We start from the raw sequence: 18,073 nt of genomic DNA, 5'->3' as shown, positions 1-18,073 counted from the left end.
CGCTCTCGGCGTCAACATGATTCACCCGATGGGGTGAAGCTATCGCGACGGGACTGTAGCCCATGCCCTATCGGCAGGAAGTGTTCCGAGAGCAATTGGCCGGTTAGCGTTCGGGCATGAACGAAGATGTACGACTCACCGCCTGGGTACGCGGCCGAGTACAGCAAGTAGGGTTCCGCTGGTTCACCAGGGCAAACGCTCTGGAGATCGGTGGCCTCACCGGATTCGCCCTGAATCTCGACGACGGCAGAGTGCAGGTCGTCGCCGAGGGTCAACGTGAGAATTGCCACCGTTTGCTGGAATGGCTGCGCTCGGACGACACACCCGGGCGCGTTGACGGAGTCACCGAGATCTGGGGCACCCCGCGCGGCGTGTACGAGGGTTTTGCGATCCGCTGATCCGGGCTCGATCCGGAGCCGTCCCGGGAGGCTGTGTTCGGACCGTGTTCGATGGGCGGCGCGGGGTGACGGAGTGGGCACTCATCTGCGTACACATGAAATGACCTGCGGAATGACCGGGTGGTTGCCAAGATTCGGTCGGCGTGCCAGGCTGCGGCAGTAAGGCTGATCTCCACGCCCCCGAGGGTCCCGCAGGAGAGCCGCGCCGCATGATCGTCAAGCCGCGCGCCCCGGGCCGCCCGTCTCTACAGGGCGTGATCGTGTTGACCGTCAAACTTTTTGGTGAGACGCTGAAATCCCCGCGCACCTTAGCTGTTTGGCAGAGCTGTTTGGCAGCAGAACAGCAGTGAATACAGAGCACTGCCGAGCACCGCGGGTGCGATTCCCTCACGACCCACACCGCATCGGTCGGTCACTCAGTGTGGAGGACCATCCATCATGGCAAAGGCGCTTCTCGGTTACGTCGGCGGTTCCGACCCGCGACTCCTCGCCGAGATGCGACGGCTCCAGCAGCGCGTCCAGGACCTCGAATCCGAGCTCGTGCGGATTCAGGACGAGAACGACGCACTCAATGCCGCCGCCCAGCACCAAGAGTCGCTGCTCGACAGCATCGACATCGACGTACCTCAGGCGGAGCCGGCGCTGACCTGACCGATGGCCCCCAGGGCCGGTCGGGCTGTCCGCGTCAGCCGTCCGAGATCATCACCCGGATCGTCACCGGATCATTGAAGATCACTGCTCTTGATCTGTCATCACCGTGACATGTCTTTGATCCGTCATGCGCTGCACCAGCAACACCGCACAAGATTTACAAGGGGCGCTTCGGCGTCCCTTCTTTCTTTTCCGCCCGGACCTGTGCGGGACCCGCCCCGGACCTGCACCCCTTCCCTTACCGTCTGATGTGCCCTGCACCTTCATCAGCGAAACCGAGAGCGAAAGGTAGAGTCCGGCGGCGTGCACCTCAAGGCCCTGACCCTGCGTGGTTTCAAATCGTTCGCCTCCGTCACGACGCTGCGGTTCGAACCCGGTATCACGTGCGTCGTCGGTCCCAATGGGTCGGGCAAGTCCAATGTGGTGGATGCGCTCTCCTGGGTCATGGGGGAGCAGGGGGCCAAATCCCTGCGCGGCGGCAAGATGGAAGACGTGATCTTCGCCGGCACCACCGGGCGGCCGCCGCTCGGGCGGGCGGAAGTTTCGCTGACCATCGACAATTCCGACGGCGCACTGCCCATCGAGTACGCCGAAGTGACGATCACTCGGATCATGTTCCGCAACGGCGGCAGCGAATACCAGATCAATGGCGACACCTGCCGGCTCCTGGACATCCAGGAACTCCTCTCGGACTCCGGTATCGGCCGCGAGATGCATGTCATCGTCGGCCAGGGCCGGCTGGACTCCGTACTCCATGCCGATCCGATGGGGCGGCGCGCATTCATCGAGGAAGCCGCAGGCGTACTCAAGCACCGCAAGCGGAAAGAGAAGGCGCTGCGGAAACTGGACGCGATGGGGGCCAATCTGGCCCGCGTCCAGGACCTGACCGACGAGCTGCGACGGCAGCTGAAACCTCTGGGCCGGCAGGCGGCCGTGGCGCGCCGGGCCGCCGTCATCCAGGCCGACCTGCGCGACGCCAGGCTGCGGCTGCTCGCCGACGACCTGGTGCGGCTGCGTAACGCGCTGCGCAGCGAGATCGCCGACGAAGCTGCACTGAAGCAGCGCCGGGAAGCAGCGGAGGCGGAGCTCAAGTCGGCGCTGGCGCGTGAGGCGGAGCTGGAGGACGAGGTACGGCGGCTGGCGCCGCGGCTGCAGCGCGCCCAGCAGACCTGGTACGAGCTCTCACAGCTGGCCGAACGGGTACGCGGCACGATCTCGCTCGCCGACGCCCGGGTGAAGAGCGCCACCGCCGCGCCGGAGGAGGAGCGGCGCGGCACGGGATTCAGGGACCCTGAAAGCATGGAGCGCGAGGCCGCCCGGATCCGTGAGCAGGAGGCGGAGCTGAAGGCCGCGCTGGAAGCGGCGGAACACGCACTGGAGGACACCGCCGCCCACCGGGCCGAACTGGAAAGGGAGTTGGCGGCCGAGGAGCGCAGGCTCAAGGATGCCGCCCGCGCCATCGCGGACCGCCGAGAGGGGCTCGCCCGGCTGAACGGACAGGTCAACGCGGCCCGCAGCCGGGCCGGTTCGGCGCAGGCGGAGATCGACCGGCTTGCCGCCTCGCGCGACGAGGCGCAGGAGCGGGCGGTCGCCGCGCAGGAGGAGTACGAACAGCTCAAGGCCGAGGTCGAGGGCCTGGACGCGGGCGACGTGGAGCTGGGTGAGCGGCACGAGGCCGCCAAGCGGGAACTCGCAGAGGCGGAGCTGGCGCTCTCCGCGGCCCGGGAGGCCGCCACCGTCGCCGAACGGAAGCGGGCGGCGGTCGCGGCCCGCCATGAGGCACTTGCCCTCGGTCTGCGCCGCAAGGACGGCACCGGTGTGCTGCTCGGCGCGCGGGACCGCCTGTCGGGCCTGCTCGGTCCGGTCGCGGAACTCCTGACGGTGGCGCCGGGGCACGAGGTGGCGGTGGCGGCGGCACTGGGCGCGGCGGCGGACGCGGTCGCGGTGATGGACCCGGCCACGGCAGCGGACGCGATCCGGCTGCTGCGCAAGCAGGACGCGGGGCGGGCGGCACTGCTGTTGGGCGGGGCGCTCGATGGGGTACCCGGTCAGGGTGGTGCCGGTGGGGTCGGTGATGCCTCTGGTGTCTCTGGTCTCTCTGGTCTCTCTGGTGTCGATGTGGCCGGAGCGCCCGCAGGGGGGCCGCCCGCAGTGGCCGACCTCGTCCGCGGGCCCGTCGAACTGGTGGGCGCCGTAAGGAGGCTGGTGCGGGGCATGGTGGTCGTCGGCACCCTGGAGGATGCCGAGGATCTCGTCGCCGTACACCCGGAACTGACGGCCGTGACCGCCGAGGGGGACATCTTCTCGGCCCACTTCGCGCACGGCGGTTCCGCCGGGGCGCCGAGCCTCCTCGAAGTGCAGGCGTCGGTCGACGAGGCCGCTGCCCAGTTGGAGGAACTGGCCGTACGGTGCGCGGAGTTGGCCGAGGCCCAGCGGCTTGCGGGGGAGCGCCGCAGCGCGAGCGCCGGGCTGGTCGAGGAGTTGGGGGAGCGGCGTCGGGCCGCCGAGCGGGAGAAGTCCGGGGTGGCCCAGCAGCTCGGGCGGCTCGCCGGGCAGGCCCGTGGCGCCGCGGGCGAGGCCGAGCGGATGACCGCGTCCGCCGCCCGTGCCCAGGAGGCGCTGGAGCGGGCGACGGAGGAGGCCGAGGAGCTGGCCGAGCGGCTGCTCGTCGCCGAGGAGATGCCGGTCGAGGAGGAGCCGGACACCTCCGTGCGCGACCGGCTCGCCGCCGACGGTGCCAACGCCCGCCAGACCGAGATGGAGGCCCGCCTCCAGGTGCGTACCCATGAGGAGAGGGTCAAGGGACTTGCGGGCCGCGCGGACTCCCTCGACCGGGGCGCCCGCGCCGAACGCGAGGCCCGTGCCCGAGCCGAGCAGCGCCGCGCCCGACTGCGGCACGAGGCGGCGGTGGCCTCCGCCGTCGCGTCCGGCGCCCGTCAGCTGCTGGCCCATGTCGAGGTGTCCGTCGTACGGGCCGAGCAGGAGCGGGTCGCGGCCGAGGCGGCGAAGGCGGAGCGGGAGCGGGAACTGGCGGCTGAGCGCAACCGGGGCCGCGAGCTCAAGAACGAGCTGGACAAGCTCACCGACTCCGTCCACCGCGGCGAGGTGCTCGGTGCCGAGAAGCGGCTACGGATGGAGCAGCTGGAGGCGAAGGCGCTGGAGGAGCTGGGCGTCGAGCCGGCCGGGCTGGCCGCCGAGTACGGCCCCGACCAGCTCGTACCGCCGTCGCCGGCCGCCGAGGGCGAGGAGCTGCCGGAGGACCCGGAGCACCCGCGCAATCAGCCGAAGCCGTTCGTCAGGGCCGAGCAGGAGAAGCGGCTGAAGTCTGCCGAACGGGCGTATCAGCAACTCGGGAAGGTGAATCCGCTTGCGCTTGAGGAGTTCTCGGCTCTGGAGGAGCGGCACAAGTTCCTCTCCGAGCAGCTCGAAGACCTGAAGAAGACCCGGGCCGATCTGATACAGGTCATCAAGGAGGTCGACGAGCGGGTCGAGCAGGTGTTCACCGAGGCGTACCGGGACACGGCCCGTGAGTTCGAGGGCGTCTTCTCGCGGCTCTTCCCGGGTGGCGAGGGGCGGCTCATCCTGACCGACCCGGACAACATGCTCGCGACCGGTGTGGACGTCGAGGCCCGGCCGCCCGGCAAGAAGGTCAAGCGGCTCTCGCTGCTGTCCGGCGGGGAACGCTCGCTCACGGCGGTGGCATTGCTGGTCTCGATCTTCAAGGCCAGGCCGAGTCCGTTCTATGTGATGGACGAGGTCGAGGCGGCGCTCGACGACACCAATCTGCAGCGGCTGATCCGGATCATGGAGGAGCTCCAGGAGAGCTCTCAGCTGATCGTGATCACGCACCAGAAGCGGACGATGGAGGTCGCCGACGCACTGTACGGCGTCTCGATGCAGGGAGACGGCGTCTCCAAGGTCATCAGCCAGCGGCTGCGCTGAGCCTTTACTCAATCTTCAATACTTCAACGTACCTTTTGAGTGTTCCTGCGTAGATGTGCGCCAGTGGGAAATCTTGACTTCGAAATGTGAAGGCATACTCTCTGAAACGTCGTCTTTACGTTCAAGTGGTGTCTGTCGTGAAGTTATGCGCCACTTGGAAGAGCTCGCTCCCCCACAAGGGCTCGCCCCCCCCACACCTGACGACGCGGCCAGGCATCAGGAGTACATGTGACCAGCACATCGCAGGGACCGGCGTCCGGAGCCCGAGAGGCCCATCCGGATCACCTCGGCCATGTCATCTTCATCACGGCGGCCGCTGCGATGGGTGGCTTCCTGTTCGGCTACGACAGCTCCGTCATCAACGGCGCCGTCGAGGCGATCCGCAGCCGGTACGACATCGGCCCGGGAACGCTCGCCCAGGTCATCGCCATCGCCCTGATCGGCTGCGCGATCGGCGCGGCCACTGCGGGGCGCATCGCCGACCGCATCGGCCGAATCCGCTGCATGCAGATCGCCTCCGTGCTCTTCACCATCAGCGCCGTCGGTTCCGCGCTCCCGTTCGCGCTCTGGGACCTGGCGATGTGGCGCATCATCGGCGGCTTCGCCATCGGTATGGCCTCCGTGATCGGCCCGGCGTACATCGCCGAGGTCTCGCCACCCGCCTACCGCGGCCGGCTCGGCTCCTTCCAGCAGGCGGCGATCGTCATCGGCATCGCCATCTCCCAGCTGGTCAACTACGGCATTCTGCAGCTCGCCGACGGAGATCAGCGCGGCAGGATCGGCGGCATCGAGGCCTGGCAGTGGATGCTCGGCGTGATGGTCGTCCCCGCCCTCCTGTACGGACTCCTGTCGTTCGCGATCCCCGAGTCGCCGCGGTTCCTGATCTCGGTCGGAAAGAAGGACCGGGCCCGGCGGATCCTCGAGGAGGTCGAGGGCAAGAATGTCGACCTCGACGCCCGGGTGGCCGAGATCGAGACCGCCATGCACCGTGAGCACAAGTCCAGGTTCAAGGACCTGCTCGGCGGCCGCTTCGGGTTCCTGCCGATCGTCTGGGTCGGTATCGGCCTGTCGGTCTTCCAGCAACTCGTCGGCATCAACGTGGCGTTCTACTACTCGGCGACGCTGTGGCAGTCCGTCGGCATCAACCCCTCGGACTCATTCCTCTACTCGTTCACCACGTCGATCATCAACATCGTCGGTACCGTGATCGCGATGGTGCTGGTGGACCGGGTGGGCCGCAAGCCGCTCGCGCTGGTCGGCTCCACCGGTATGGCCATCGCCCTCGCCTTCGAGGCCTGGGCCTTCTCCGCCCACCTGGTCGACGGCAAACTGCCGCACACCCAGGGCATCGTGGCGCTCGTCGCGGCCCATGTGTTCGTGCTCTTCTTCGCCCTGTCGTGGGGTGTCGTGGTCTGGGTCTTCCTCGGTGAGATGTTCCCGAACAAGATCCGCGCCGCCGCGCTCGGCGTCGCCGCGTCCGCGCAGTGGATCGCCAACTGGGCGATCACCGCGAGCTTCCCGAGCCTGTCCGACTGGAACCTGTCGGGCACGTACATCATCTACGCATGCTTCGCCACGCTCTCGATCCCCTTCGTGTTCAAGTTCGTGAAGGAGACCAAGGGCAAGGCGTTGGAGGAGATGGGCTAATCCCCGCTGCCCCTCTCCTCGACCACGGAATGCCCCGGCCCGCACCCGCGCGCCGGGGCAGTTCCGGTGGCCCGGGTCAGCGCGCGACCGCCTCGCAGAACAGCCGCAGACTGCGCCACCCCTCCTCGACGGGCATCCCGCCGCACAGCGGATGCAGCACCAGGCTGTCCGGTTCCCCGGCCGCCCCGGCGCACTCGTCCGGTGTGATGACCCGGTAGACCTCCTCGTCCCGCAGCTCCGCCACCGTCGTCGCCGCCGAGCGTACGGCCGAGCGGATGTCCTTGGACTGCCAGGAGCTGTACGTACGAGCCTCGTGCAGGAAGTGCTCGCCGTACTCCGCCCAGGTCCGGTCCGGGTTCTCGGACACATGCAGCAGCGGCGTCCGGGCGGACGGCATCATGCAGAAGCCGTCCGTCCCCAATTCCGCGCGCCGCTCGTGGTAGTACGCCTCCAGTTCCGGCAGATGCGCGCTCGGGAAGAACGGCAGCCCGAACCGGGCCGCCCGCCGCGCCGCCGCCCGCGAGCTGCCGCCCACCAGCAGCAGCGGATGCGGCTGGGTGTACGGGCGTGGCGTGATCCGGACCGTACGGCCCCGGTACGGGAACGGTTCCCCGGTCCACGCCTGCAACAACGTCTCCAGTAGCTCGTCCTGGAGCCGGCCGCGGCTGCCCCATTCGACACCCGCCTGTTCGTACTCCTCGGGCCGGTAGCCGATCCCCGCCACCGTGACCAGCCTGCCCGCGCTCAGCAGGTCAAGGACCGCGATGTCCTCGGCCAGCCGCAGCGGGTCGTGCAGGGGGCCGATGATCGCCGAGACGGTGACCGCGATCCGGCGGGTGGCGCCGAAGACCGAACCCGCGAAGACGAAGGGGGAGGGCAGCCAGGAGTTGGCGGCGCCGTGGTGCTCCTCGGTCTGTACGGTGTCGACGCCGTGCTCGTCGGCGTACGCGGCCATCTCCAGCGCGGCGCGGTACCGGGCCGAGAGCGACTCGGGGGTGGCATCGGGATCGACGAGATTGAACCGGACCACTGTGAAGGCCATGACACTTGTCCCCTGCGTCGGGCGAACTCGGCGAGGCGGGACATTAGCTGACGTGGCGTCAGAAGTGTAGGAGTACGACGTCTCCGGGCCGTTCCCGACCGGCGGGACGCGGCAGGATCGCGTACAGCGCGGCGGACACGGCGATCGTGGCCGCCCAGCCCAGTCCGTGGCGCCCGATCCAGGTGGCGGCGAGCGGGCCGGAGAACCACTCCACGCCGGTGAAGAGCAGGCCCGCCACCAGGCCCACGGTCCACGCGGCCACGGCGGTCACGGCGAAACCCCCCGTATACCAGTAGGCGCTCGCCGGTGTGGTGTCCAGGAGCGCCGCGGGATCGTACGTACGCCCCCGCAGCTGATCCACGCCGAAGACGCCGATCCATGCCGAGAACGTCACCGCGAGCAGCGTCAGAAAAGAGACGAAGGAATCCAGGAAGCCCGCCGCCGTCATCATCAGCAACGAGCTCAGAAACAGACTGATGGCGGCATTCACCCCGACCGCCCACGCGCGGGGGATCATGAATCCCAGCGTCTGTGCGGTGAATCCGGCCGAATACATCGACATCGCATTGATCAGCACCATGCCGACCACGGCGATCAGCAGATACGGCACCGAGAGCCAGTCCGGCAGCAGGGGGCCGATGAACGAGACCGGGTCCCGGGTGACGGCCAGGCCCGGCGTGGCGACCGCCATCACGGATCCCATCAGCACCATCGGCAGAAACACGATCCCGGCGCCGCCCACGGTCGCCGCGATCATCGCCCGGCCGGACGCGGAGCGCGGCAGATAGCGGGCGAAGTCGGGGCCGGTCGGAACCCAGCTGATCCCGCCGGCCGCCAGTGTGCCGACTCCGGCAATCATCATCGCCGTGGGGCCTGCGGGCCTGTCCAGGACATCCCGCCATTCGGTCCGGCCGATGAGGTGGATCAGTACGAGGACGCTGAAGCCCCCGAAGAGATATGCCGACCAGGTGCAGCACACCCGCAGGGCGCGCACGCCCAGCCCCGACACCAGGAAGCTGCTCCCCACGAAGGCGAGCAGGGTTGCCATGATCAGGGTGTTGCTGCTCTCGATGGAGAAGAGCAGATTCAGTACGGCGAGCAGGGCGTAGGTGCCGGTTACCGCGTTCACCGTCTCCCAGCCCCAGCGGGCGACCCAGATCAGCGCGCCGGGCAGCAGATTGCCGCGCTGGCCGAAGACAGCCCGGGAGAGTGCCATGCCGGGAGCCCCGCCCTGCTTGCCCGCGATCGAGACCAGGCCGACCAGTCCGAAACCGATGACCGGCGCCGCGATCGCGACGGCCAGCACCTGCCAGAAGTTCAGCCCGTTGAAGACGACGAGCCCTGCACCCATGGTGAGCAGCAGTACGGTCAGGTTCGCGCCGACCCAGGTGGGGAAGAGGGTCCGGACCCGGCCGGTGCGCTCGCTGTCGGGGACGGGTTCCAGGCCACGGGTCTCCACGGGCAGAATCGTACCTTTACCGCCAAAAGGTGCATAACGCTCAAAGGGATTCGAGGGTGATCCTTCGGGGCGGCCCCCGCGGCGGACGTGACTGATACTGGGTGGGTTATGGAATTCGTCATCCTTGCTGTAGTCATCGCCCTGGTCGCGGTCGGCGTGATCAGCGGGCTCGTGGTCAGCAGCCGCAAGAAGAAGCAGCTGCCCCCGGCACCGTCGAGCACGCCGACCATCACTCCTCCCGCCGAACCCCGTGTCGGCGAGGAAGCCGAGACGCCGCGCGAGGAACCGCGCCGCACCATCGAGGAGGTCGGTCCCCCTTCGGCCGAGGCTCCCGCCGAGGAAGCCCCCGAGGCCGTCGAGCCGGAGGCGCCCGCCGCCCCCGCCCTCGAGGTGCCCGAGCCCACTGCGGGCCGTCTGGTGCGGCTGCGTGCCCGGCTCGCCCGCTCGCAGAACTCCCTCGGCAAGGGGCTGCTCACGCTCCTGTCCCGCGACAACCTCGATGAGGAGACCTGGGAGGAGATCGAGGACACCCTCCTCACCGCCGACGTCGGCGTCGCACCCACCCAGGAACTGGTGGAGCGGCTCCGTGAACGCGTCCGCGTTCTTGGCACCCGTACCCCCGAAGGGCTGCGCTCGCTGCTGCGCGAGGAGCTCCTCACCCTGCTCGGCACCGACTTCGACCGTGCGGTCAAGACGGAGAGCGGTGTCGACACCCCCGGTGTCGTGATGGTCGTCGGCGTCAACGGAACCGGCAAGACCACCACCACCGGCAAGCTGGCCCGGGTGCTCGTCGCCGACGGCCGCAGCGTCGTGCTCGGCGCCGCCGACACCTTCCGGGCCGCCGCCGCCGACCAGCTCCAGACCTGGGGCGAGCGCGTCGGTGCCCGCACCGTGCGAGGACCCGAGGGCGGCGATCCGGCGTCGATCGCCTTCGACGCGGTGAAGGAAGGGATCGCCGAGGGCGCCGATGTCGTCCTCATCGACACCGCGGGACGGCTGCACACCAAGACCGGACTCATGGACGAGCTCGGCAAGGTCAAGCGCGTCGTCGAGAAGCACGGACCGCTCGACGAGATCCTGCTCGTCCTCGACGCCACGACCGGACAGAACGGTCTGGTACAGGCCCGGGTGTTCGCCGAGGTCGTCGACATCACCGGCATCGTGCTGACCAAGCTGGACGGCACCGCCAAGGGCGGCATCGTCATCGCCGTCCAGCGTGAACTGGGCGTACCGGTGAAGCTGGTCGGTCTCGGTGAGGGACCGGACGACCTGGCTCCGTTCGAGCCGGAGGCGTTCGTGGACGCCCTGATCGGAGACTGACGCCTCGCGCGCCGACAACAGAGCCCGACCGCATGATGCAACTGCGGTCGGGCTCTTCGTCCTGTCGGGCTCTGCGGCTGGGGCTGTCGGGCTCTGCGTCTGACAACGGCCACCGGTTGAGCAACCCCGACGGCGGGACCTCACCTCCGCGAAAGCGGCGGCGGTTCAGAGCCTGTCGGGTGACCTCCGATCGGGTGGCGGACGCGGTCTGGTGCGTGCGATTCCAAGGCGGAGGAGGGAATCGACGCGAAGGGGATCCCCCCATGCCTTCAGCTATGGGGGAGTCGGTGACTGACGACAACGCGGGAAGCGTGCCTGCCAGGACGTGGCCGCCCGGTCGGACGTCACCCGACAGGCTCTCAGCCGCAAAGGGGCGCGCGATGGCAGCTGTACGCCAGCGTGCCCAGCAGCAGTCGCGCCTGCGGCGGTGCGGCCGCCGTGTCCAGCACCGGCGGGCGCAGCCACCGGACCGGGCCCAGGCCGCCCTCCTCGGACGGCGGGGCGGTGATGTGGCAGCCGGGTCCCAGCGCCCGCAGGTCCAGACCCGCGTCGTCCCAGCCCATCCGGTACAGCAGCTGCGGGAGCTCGGCGGCGGCACCCGGGGCCACGAAGAACTGCGCGCGCCCGGCCGGTGTCACCGCGACCGGGCCGAGTGGCAGCCCCATCCGCTCCATGCGGACCAGGGCCCGGCGCCCGGCCGCTTCGGCGACGTCGAGGATGTCGAAGGTGCGGCCCACCGGAAGCAGCATCGAGGCGCCCGGCACCTGGGCCCAGGCGTCCGCCGCCGCGTCGAGCGTGGCCCCTGCGGGGACCTCGAGGGCGAAGTCCAGTGGATGGGCGCCGGGGGAGGAGCACTTGGCCTCCCCGCACGAGCAGCGGCCGGCCGTTGTCCGCGCTCCCGGCGCGACGGCCCAGCCCCACAGCCCTGTGTACTCGGCCACTGCCGTGCACTCGGCTGCACGGCCGCGGCGCCGTGAGCCGGTACGCATCTCGCGGATGCCGCCGATCGTGAAGCCCATGCCCCCTCCAACGTGTCCGACTCGCCAGTGGTTACGACGCGGAGTCCGATCGTGACGCTCCATCGTCACTGTCGATCCGTGGCGCGCCGGTGCACTCGGAGTCTTGCGGCGTGTTCCATGCGCCCCGTCGTGCGTCACTGCGCCCACTGCCGATCGCCGTGTGTCAAGTGAATCGCGCCCGACGGTGGTGGCGTTCATTCGAAGGGGTGGCGAATGGTGGCGTTTCTGTAATCGCCCTCGCAGAGGCGGTGATCGTAGGATTACCGTCGGTACGCGAACCATGGAACTATGTGCGCCCATGGGTATGCCGGAGGCAATCCGATTTCCTGTTCGATCGTGCGCAACCTCCGTATGGGCAGCACCGGATCAGGGCAATCTGATAGTGGTTCGCGCGACAGTATTCAGCGGATGGGGGCGTTCCAGTGAGTGGCAGCGGCGCAGGCGATACGAATGCCGGTAAGCGCCCCAACGGACAATTGGGCTCATGGTTCGTGCGCAGCGGCTGGTCGAAGGGTGAGCTGGCGCGGCAGGTGAACCGCCGGGCGCGCCAGACGGGCGCTCACCACATCAGCACCGACACCTCCCGGGTGCGGCGCTGGCTCGATGGTGAACAGCCGCGCGAGCCGATCCCGCGCATCCTCTCCGAGCTCTTCTCGGAGCGCTTCGGCTCCGTCGTCGCCATCGAGGACCTCGGACTGCGCGCGGCGCATCAGTCACCGTCCGTGTCCGGCGTCGACCTGCCCTGGGCGGGTCCGCAGACCGTCGCCCTGCTCAGCGAGTTCTCCCGCAGCGATCTCATGCTCGCCCGCCGCGGATTCCTCGGCTCCTCGCTCGCGCTCGCCGCAGGACCCGCCCTGATCGAACCCATGCAGCGCTGGCTGGTGCCCGTCGCCGCCACCGGACCCGCACAGCCGGAGTCGGCCGCTGCGGCCCGCCGGCCCTCCCGGCTCTCCGGCCCCGAGCTCGACCTGCTGGAGTCGACCACCGCGATGTTCCGTCAGTGGGACGCGCAGTGCGGCGGCGGACTGCGCCGCAAGGCCGTCGTCGGTCAACTCCACGAGGTCACCGACCTGCTGCAGGAACCGCAGCCGGCGGCCACCGCGAAGCGGCTCTTCCGCTGCGCGGCCGAACTGGCGGAGCTGGCGGGCTGGATGAGCTACGACGTCGGCCTCCAGCCCACCGCACAGAAGTACTTCGTTCTCGCGCTCCACGCCTCGAAAGAGGCCGGCGACAAACCGCTCGGTTCGTATGTTCTGTCCAGCATGAGCCGCCAGATGATCCACCTCGGACGGCCCGACGACGCCCTCGAACTGATCCATCTCGCGCAGTACGGCAGCCGCGACTGCGCCACTCCGCGCACCCAGGCCATGCTGTATGCGATGGAGGCTCGTGCCTACGCCAACATGGGCCAGCCCAGCAAGTGCAAACGAGCCGTCCGGATGGCCGAGGACACCTTCCTCGATGTCGGGATCGACGGCGAGCCCGAGCCCGACTGGATCCGCTTCTTCTCCGAGGCCGAGCTCAACGGTGAGAACTCCCACTCGTACCGGGACCTCGCCTATGTCGCGGGCCGCAGCCCCACGTACGCCACGCTCGCCGAACGTCCCATGAAGAGGGCCGTCCAGCTCTTCGGCGAGGACGACGAGCACCAGCGGTCCTACGCGCTCAACCTGGTCGGCCTCGCCACCGTCCACCTCCTCCAGCGCGAGCCCGAGCAGTCCGCGGTGCTGGCCGAGAAGGCGCTGCGCGTCGCCAAGAAGATCCGCTCCGAGCGCGTCAACACCCGGCTCCGCAAGACCGTCGACACCGCTGCCAGGGACTTCGGGGACATTCCCGAAGTCGCCAGGCTCACCGATCTCCTCACCGAGCAGCTGCCCGAGACCGCAGAAGCGGTCTGAGCCGCACCCCAGGCCCCGGCCACGGCGACCACCCCGCACAGACCGACTTCGGCTCCCCCAATTGCCAGGTCAGCGGGTGGTCGGCGTGGCCGGTTCGCGTTGCCGTTCCCGTACGGGAGAGTCGTAACCGCACCGTATGCGGCCGCGCCCGCAGAGTAGGCCCGGCCCCGGATACGCCGCGGCCGGTTCATGGCGACGTAACACACCGGACCTCTTCGTCACTACCGCGAAACACCGTGCGGCACCGACGGAAACCGTGCTGGGCGAATCTCATGGCGCATAACCGGCCCGCACCCTTTCCCCAGTGGTCCCGCACGTGGTCCCGCTCCTATCGCCCGCACGCGGCCGCACCGACGACGAGGAGACGCCGATGCCCCCAGGCATCACGACGCTAGCCGCAGACGCCCCGACGCTGTCTGCCGCCAACACCGGGTTCATGCTCATCTGCTCCGCCCTGGTGATGCTCATGACCCCGGGCCTGGCCTTCTTCTACGGAGGCATGGTCCGCGTCAAGAGCACCCTCAACATGCTGATGATGAGCTTCATCAGCCTCGGGATCGTCACGATCCTGTGGGTGCTCTACGGATTCAGCCTCGCCTTCGGCACCGACATCGGCTCCGTCATCGGCTGGAACTCGGACTACGTCGGCCTCAGCGGGATCGGTATCACCCAGCTCTGGGACGGCTACACGATCCCCGTCTACGTCTTCGCCGTCTTCCAGCTGATGTTCGCCGTCATCACCCCCGCACTGATCAGCGGCGCCCTCGCCGACCGGGTCAAGTTCACCTCCTGGGCCCTGTTCATCACGCTCTGGGTCACCGTCGTCTACTTCCCCGTCGCCCACTGGGTCTGGGGCGCGGGCGGCTGGCTCTTCGAGCTCGGCGTCATCGACTTCGCCGGTGGCACGGCCGTCCACATCAACGCAGGTGCCGCGGCGCTCGGCGTGATCCTCGTCATCGGCAAGCGCGTCGGCTTCAAGAAGGACCCGATGCGGCCGCACAGCCTGCCGCTCGTCATGCTCGGTGCCGGACTGCTCTGGTTCGGCTGGTTCGGCTTCAACGCCGGCTCGTGGCTCGGCAACGACGACGGCGTCGGCGCGGTCATGTTCGTCAACACCCAGGTCGCCACCGCTGCCGCGATGCTCGCCTGGCTCGGTTACGAGAAACTCCGCCACGGCTCCTTCACCACCCTCGGTGCGGCCTCCGGCGCGGTAGCGGGCCTTGTCGCCATCACGCCTTCCGGCGGCGCGGTCAGCCCGCTCGGCGCCATCGCGGTCGGCGCCATCGCCGGTGTCCTGTGCGCCATGGCAGTCGGCCTGAAGTACAAGTTCGGCTACGACGACTCCCTGGACGTCGTCGGCGTCCACCTCGTCGGCGGTGTCGCCGGGTCCCTCCTCATCGGCTTCTTCGCCACCGGTGGTGTCCAGTCCGACGCCAAGGGCCTCTTCTACGGCGGCGGCCTCGATCAGCTCGGCAAGCAGGCCGTCGGTGTCTTCGCCGTCCTCGCGTACTCTCTGGTCGTCTCCGCGATCCTCGCCTTCCTCCTGGACAAGACGATCGGGATGCGGGTCGACGAGGACGACGAGATCTCCGGCATCGACCAGGTCGAACACGCCGAGACCGCGTACGACTTCAGCGGAGCGGGCGGCGGCGCGGCCCTGCGCACCACGGCCTCCTCAACGGCACCGGGCACGACGGCAGCACCGAAGACGAAGAAGGTGGACGCATGAAGCTCATCACCGCAGTCGTGAAGCCACACCGGCTCGACGAGATCAAGGAGGCCCTCCAGGCTTTCGGCATCCAGGGCCTCACGGTCACGGAAGCCAGCGGATACGGGCGTCAGCGCGGCCACACCGAGGTCTACCGGGGCGCCGAGTACACCGTCGACCTCGTCCCCAAGATCCGTATCGAGGTCCTTGTCGAGGACGAGGACTCCGAACAGCTCATCGACGTTGTCGTGAAGGCCGCCCGAACCGGCAAGATCGGTGACGGCAAGGTCTGGAGCGTGCCGGTCGACACCGCGATTCGCGTACGAACGGGCGAACGCGGCCCGGACGCACTCTGACCCGCGGTCCCGAAACGAAAGGCAGCCGGGTGACGAGCACCGAAGCGACCACCGAATCCGATGACTCGGAACCCAGCAGCTACGCGGCGGCCCGGCTGCGCCTCCTCCAGGAGAAGGCGCAGTCCGGGCCGCCGCGCCGTGCGGCCCTCGCATCGCTCACCGACGACTGGCTCACCACGCTGTTCACCGCCGCGGCCGAACAGACCGGCGTCCGCGGCGCCGCCCTCGTCGCCGTCGGCGGCTACGGCCGCGGCGAACTCTCCCCGCGCAGCGACCTCGACCTCCTGCTCCTGCACGACGGCAACGCCGACGCCGGGGCCATCGCCTCCCTCGCCGACCACATCTGGTACCCCGTCTGGGACCTCGGCCTCGCTCTCGACCACTCCGTACGCACCCCCGCCGAAGCCCGGAGAGCGGCCGGCGAGGACCTCAAGGTCCAACTCGGACTGCTCGACGCCCGGCCCGTCGCCGGAGACCTCGGCCTCGTCGCCGGCATGCGCACCGCGATCCTCGCCGACTGGCGCAACCAGGCTCCCAAACGCCTCCCCGCCCTCGATGAGCTCTGCCGCGAACGCGCCGAACGCCAGGGCGAGCTCCAGTTCCTCCTCGAACCCGATCTCAAGGAGGCCCGCGGCGGACTGCGCGACGCCACCGCCCTGCGCGCCGTCGCCGCCTCCTGGGTGGCCGACGCCCCCCGCGAAGGACTCGCCGAAGCCCGCCGCGTCCTCCTCGACGCCCGCGACGCGCTCCATCTCACCACCGGCCGTGCCACCGACCGCCTCGCCCTTCAGGAACAGGACCAGGTCGCCACCGCCCTCGGTCTCCTCGACGCGGACGCCCTGCTCCGCCAGGTGTACGAGGCCGCCCGCACCGTCTCCTACGCAACCGACGTCACCTGGCGCGAGGTCAACCGCGTCCTGCGCGCCCGCTCGGCGCGCCCCCGGCTCCGCGCGATTCTCGGTGGCGGCAAGACCGCCGCCACCGAACGCACCCCGCTCGCCGAGGGCGTCGTCGAGGCCGACGGCGAAGCCGTCCTCGCCCGCTCCGCCCGCCCCGAACGTGACCCCGTGCTCGTACTGCGCGCCGCCGCAGCGGCCGCCCAGTCCGAACTCCCGCTCTCCCGCCACGTCGTACGCCACCTCGCCACCGCCGCACGCCCGCTGCCGGTGCCCTGGCCCGCCGAGGCCCGTGAGGAACTCGTCACCCTCCTCGGCGCGGGCGAGGCCACCGTCCCCGTCTGGGAAGCACTCGAAGCCGAAGGACTGATCACCCGGCTGCTCCCCGACTGGGAACGCGTCCACTGCCGCCCCCAGCGCAACCCCGTCCACACCTGGACCGTCGACCGCCATCTCGTCGAAGCGGCCGTCCGTGCCTCCTCCCTCACCCGCCGTGTCGGCCGCCCCGACCTCCTCCTCGTCGCCGCACTCCTGCACGACATCGGCAAGGGCTGGCCCGGCGACCACTCCGTCGCCGGGGAGGTCATCGCCCGCGACATGGCGGCCCGGATCGGTTTCGACCAGCACGACGTGGGCGTCATCGCCACCCTCGTACGCCACCATCTGCTGCTCATCGAGACCGCCACCCGCCGCGACCTCGACGACCCGGCGACCGTGCGCTCCGTCGCCACCGCCGTCTCCACCACCTCCACCCTGGAACTCCTGCACGCCCTCACCGAGGCCGACGCACTCGCCACCGGGCCCGCCGCCTGGTCCACCTGGCGCGCCTCCCTCGTCGCAGACCTCGTCAAACGCGTCGCCGCCGTGCTCGCCGGCCAGGCCCCGGAGGAACCGGAACCCGCCGCCCCCAGTGCCGAACAGGAACGCCTGGCCATCGAGGCCCTGCGCACCGGCGAACCCGTCCTCGCCCTGCACGCCCAGGCCGAGACCCCGAACGAGGACGGCGAACCGGAACCCGTCGGCGTCGAACTCCTCATCGCCCTGCCCGATCGCCCCGGCGTGCTGCCCGCGGCGGCGGGCGTCCTCGCCCTGCACCGCCTCACCGTGCGAGCAGCCGATCTGCGGGCCGTGGAACTCCCCATCGAGCTCGGTGAGGGCGAATCCGCCGACCTGCTGCTGCTCAGCTGGCGGGTCGCGGCCGAGTACGGCTCCCTGCCGCAGGCCACCCGCCTCCGCGCCGACCTCGTACGCGCGCTGGACGGGTCCCTCGACATCCGGGCCCGCCTCGCCGAGCGTGAGGCCGCCTATCCGAGGCGGCGCGGGATGAAGGCGCCGCCGCCGAGGGTGACGGTCGCGGCGGCCGACTCACAGCTGGCGACCGTGATCGAGGTACGGGCCCAGGACGCCCCGGGGCTGCTGCACCGGATCGGCCGGGCGCTGGAGCAGTGCGAGGTACGGGTGCGCAGCGCGCATGTTTCGACGCTGGGAGCGAACGCGGTGGACGCTTTCTACGTCACGGATACGGACGGGGAGCCGCTGCCCGACGAGACCGCAGTCGCGGTGGCGAAGGCGGTGGAGGTCGCACTTCAGGGGTGACCTGAGGCGGCCGCGATCGTTGGATCAACAGTTGATCCCTGCGAATGCGGGGATGTTCCGCCCGCCCGGCAGGTCGTAAGGATGGACAAGGACCGCTCCCCGCACACGCGGGGATTCGTGTGACACGGTCTCCGTCCGGGA

13 protein-coding genes are annotated in these 18,073 nt (G+C 69.6%); 10 read left to right on the top strand and 3 right to left on the bottom strand.

What is annotated here, in order from left to right; genetic code table 11:
• Positions 1–116 precede the first annotated feature (116 nt).
• The 5 genes from ACIPEK_RS03225 (at position 117) to ACIPEK_RS03205 (ending at position 6,638) form a co-directional block, all read left to right on the top strand.
• A complete protein-coding gene (locus ACIPEK_RS03225) occupies positions 117–398 on the top strand; it encodes an acylphosphatase (protein ID WP_401989977.1) in 282 nt (93 codons plus the stop codon).
• Between the two features lie 209 nt (positions 399–607).
• A complete protein-coding gene (locus tag ACIPEK_RS03220; RefSeq protein ID WP_229846040.1) occupies positions 608–748 on the top strand; it encodes a hypothetical protein in 141 nt (46 codons plus the stop codon).
• A gap of 88 nt (positions 749–836) precedes the next feature.
• A complete protein-coding gene (locus tag ACIPEK_RS03215; RefSeq protein ID WP_018551753.1) occupies positions 837–1,049 on the top strand; it encodes a hypothetical protein in 213 nt (70 codons plus the stop codon).
• A gap of 303 nt (positions 1,050–1,352) precedes the next feature.
• Positions 1,353–4,991, top strand: a complete 3,639-nt coding sequence (gene smc, locus ACIPEK_RS03210) for a chromosome segregation protein SMC (RefSeq protein ID WP_401989973.1) — start codon at positions 1,353–1,355, stop codon at positions 4,989–4,991.
• A gap of 228 nt (positions 4,992–5,219) precedes the next feature.
• A complete protein-coding gene (locus ACIPEK_RS03205) occupies positions 5,220–6,638 on the top strand; it encodes a sugar porter family MFS transporter (RefSeq protein ID WP_401989970.1) in 1,419 nt (472 codons plus the stop codon).
• Between the two features lie 76 nt (positions 6,639–6,714).
• On the opposite strand, the gene ACIPEK_RS03200 is transcribed toward ACIPEK_RS03205, so the two are convergent.
• Together ACIPEK_RS03200 and ACIPEK_RS03195 are read right to left on the bottom strand one after the other, a co-directional pair.
• Positions 6,715–7,680 carry an LLM class flavin-dependent oxidoreductase gene (locus ACIPEK_RS03200; protein WP_401989967.1) on the bottom strand — a complete coding sequence of 322 codons (966 nt, stop codon included), beginning with the start codon at positions 7,678–7,680 and terminating at the stop codon, positions 6,715–6,717.
• A 58-nt stretch (positions 7,681–7,738) separates the two neighbouring features.
• Complete coding sequence (locus ACIPEK_RS03195) at positions 7,739–9,139, bottom strand: purine-cytosine permease family protein (RefSeq protein WP_401989964.1); 1,401 nt, start codon at positions 9,137–9,139, stop codon at positions 7,739–7,741.
• A gap of 108 nt (positions 9,140–9,247) precedes the next feature.
• Here ACIPEK_RS03195 and ftsY point away from each other — a divergent pair, with 108 nt between their 5' ends.
• Positions 9,248–10,459, top strand: a complete 1,212-nt coding sequence (ftsY, locus tag ACIPEK_RS03190; RefSeq protein ID WP_383077705.1) for a signal recognition particle-docking protein FtsY — start codon at positions 9,248–9,250, stop codon at positions 10,457–10,459.
• A 359-nt stretch (positions 10,460–10,818) separates the two neighbouring features.
• Here ftsY and ACIPEK_RS03185 read toward each other — a convergent pair whose 3' ends face one another.
• Complete coding sequence (locus ACIPEK_RS03185; protein WP_401989961.1) at positions 10,819–11,478, bottom strand: bifunctional DNA primase/polymerase; 660 nt, start codon at positions 11,476–11,478, stop codon at positions 10,819–10,821.
• 422 nt (positions 11,479–11,900) lie between these two features.
• On the opposite strand from ACIPEK_RS03185, the gene ACIPEK_RS03180 reads away from it, so the two are divergent.
• The 4 genes from ACIPEK_RS03180 to ACIPEK_RS03165 all read left to right on the top strand — a co-directional run bounded on the left by ACIPEK_RS03180 (position 11,901) and on the right by ACIPEK_RS03165 (position 17,932).
• Complete coding sequence (locus tag ACIPEK_RS03180) at positions 11,901–13,376, top strand: hypothetical protein (RefSeq protein WP_401989958.1); 1,476 nt, start codon at positions 11,901–11,903, stop codon at positions 13,374–13,376.
• A 370-nt stretch (positions 13,377–13,746) separates the two neighbouring features.
• Positions 13,747–15,105 carry an ammonium transporter gene (locus ACIPEK_RS03175; protein ID WP_401989955.1) on the top strand — a complete coding sequence of 453 codons (1,359 nt, stop codon included), beginning with the start codon at positions 13,747–13,749 and terminating at the stop codon, positions 15,103–15,105.
• Positions 15,102–15,440: a P-II family nitrogen regulator gene (locus ACIPEK_RS03170; protein WP_093899110.1), complete on the top strand. Its 339-nt coding sequence runs from the start codon at positions 15,102–15,104 to the stop codon at positions 15,438–15,440. Before ACIPEK_RS03175 ends, ACIPEK_RS03170 begins: the two co-directional genes overlap by 4 nt.
• A 29-nt stretch (positions 15,441–15,469) precedes the next feature.
• Complete coding sequence (locus tag ACIPEK_RS03165; RefSeq protein WP_401989952.1) at positions 15,470–17,932, top strand: [protein-PII] uridylyltransferase; 2,463 nt, start codon at positions 15,470–15,472, stop codon at positions 17,930–17,932.
• Positions 17,933–18,073: the final 141 nt, after the last annotated feature.

It is taken from the genome of Streptomyces sp. NPDC088246 (assembly GCF_044741025.1).
Lineage (GTDB): Bacteria > Actinomycetota > Actinomycetes > Streptomycetales > Streptomycetaceae > Streptomyces.
This window is presented reverse-complemented; position numbering and strand designations above follow the sequence as displayed.

Bases quoted from the DNA above. Each gene is read 5' to 3' on its own strand.
- ftsY (WP_383077705.1), top strand. From the start codon at position 9,248: ATGGAATTCGTCATCCTTGCTGTAGTCATCGCCCTGGTCGCGGTCGGC.
- ACIPEK_RS03200 (WP_401989967.1), bottom strand. From the start codon at position 7,680: ATGGCCTTCACAGTGGTCCGGTTCAATCTCGTCGATCCCGATGCCACC.
- ACIPEK_RS03215 (WP_018551753.1), top strand. From the start codon at position 837: ATGGCAAAGGCGCTTCTCGGTTACGTCGGCGGTTCCGACCCGCGACTC.
- ACIPEK_RS03170 (WP_093899110.1), top strand. From the start codon at position 15,102: ATGAAGCTCATCACCGCAGTCGTGAAGCCACACCGGCTCGACGAGATC.
- ACIPEK_RS03175 (WP_401989955.1), top strand. From the start codon at position 13,747: ATGCCCCCAGGCATCACGACGCTAGCCGCAGACGCCCCGACGCTGTCT.
- ACIPEK_RS03225 (WP_401989977.1), top strand. From the start codon at position 117: ATGAACGAAGATGTACGACTCACCGCCTGGGTACGCGGCCGAGTACAG.
- ACIPEK_RS03185 (WP_401989961.1), bottom strand. From the start codon at position 11,478: ATGGGCTTCACGATCGGCGGCATCCGCGAGATGCGTACCGGCTCACGG.
- ACIPEK_RS03220 (WP_229846040.1), top strand. From the start codon at position 608: ATGATCGTCAAGCCGCGCGCCCCGGGCCGCCCGTCTCTACAGGGCGTG.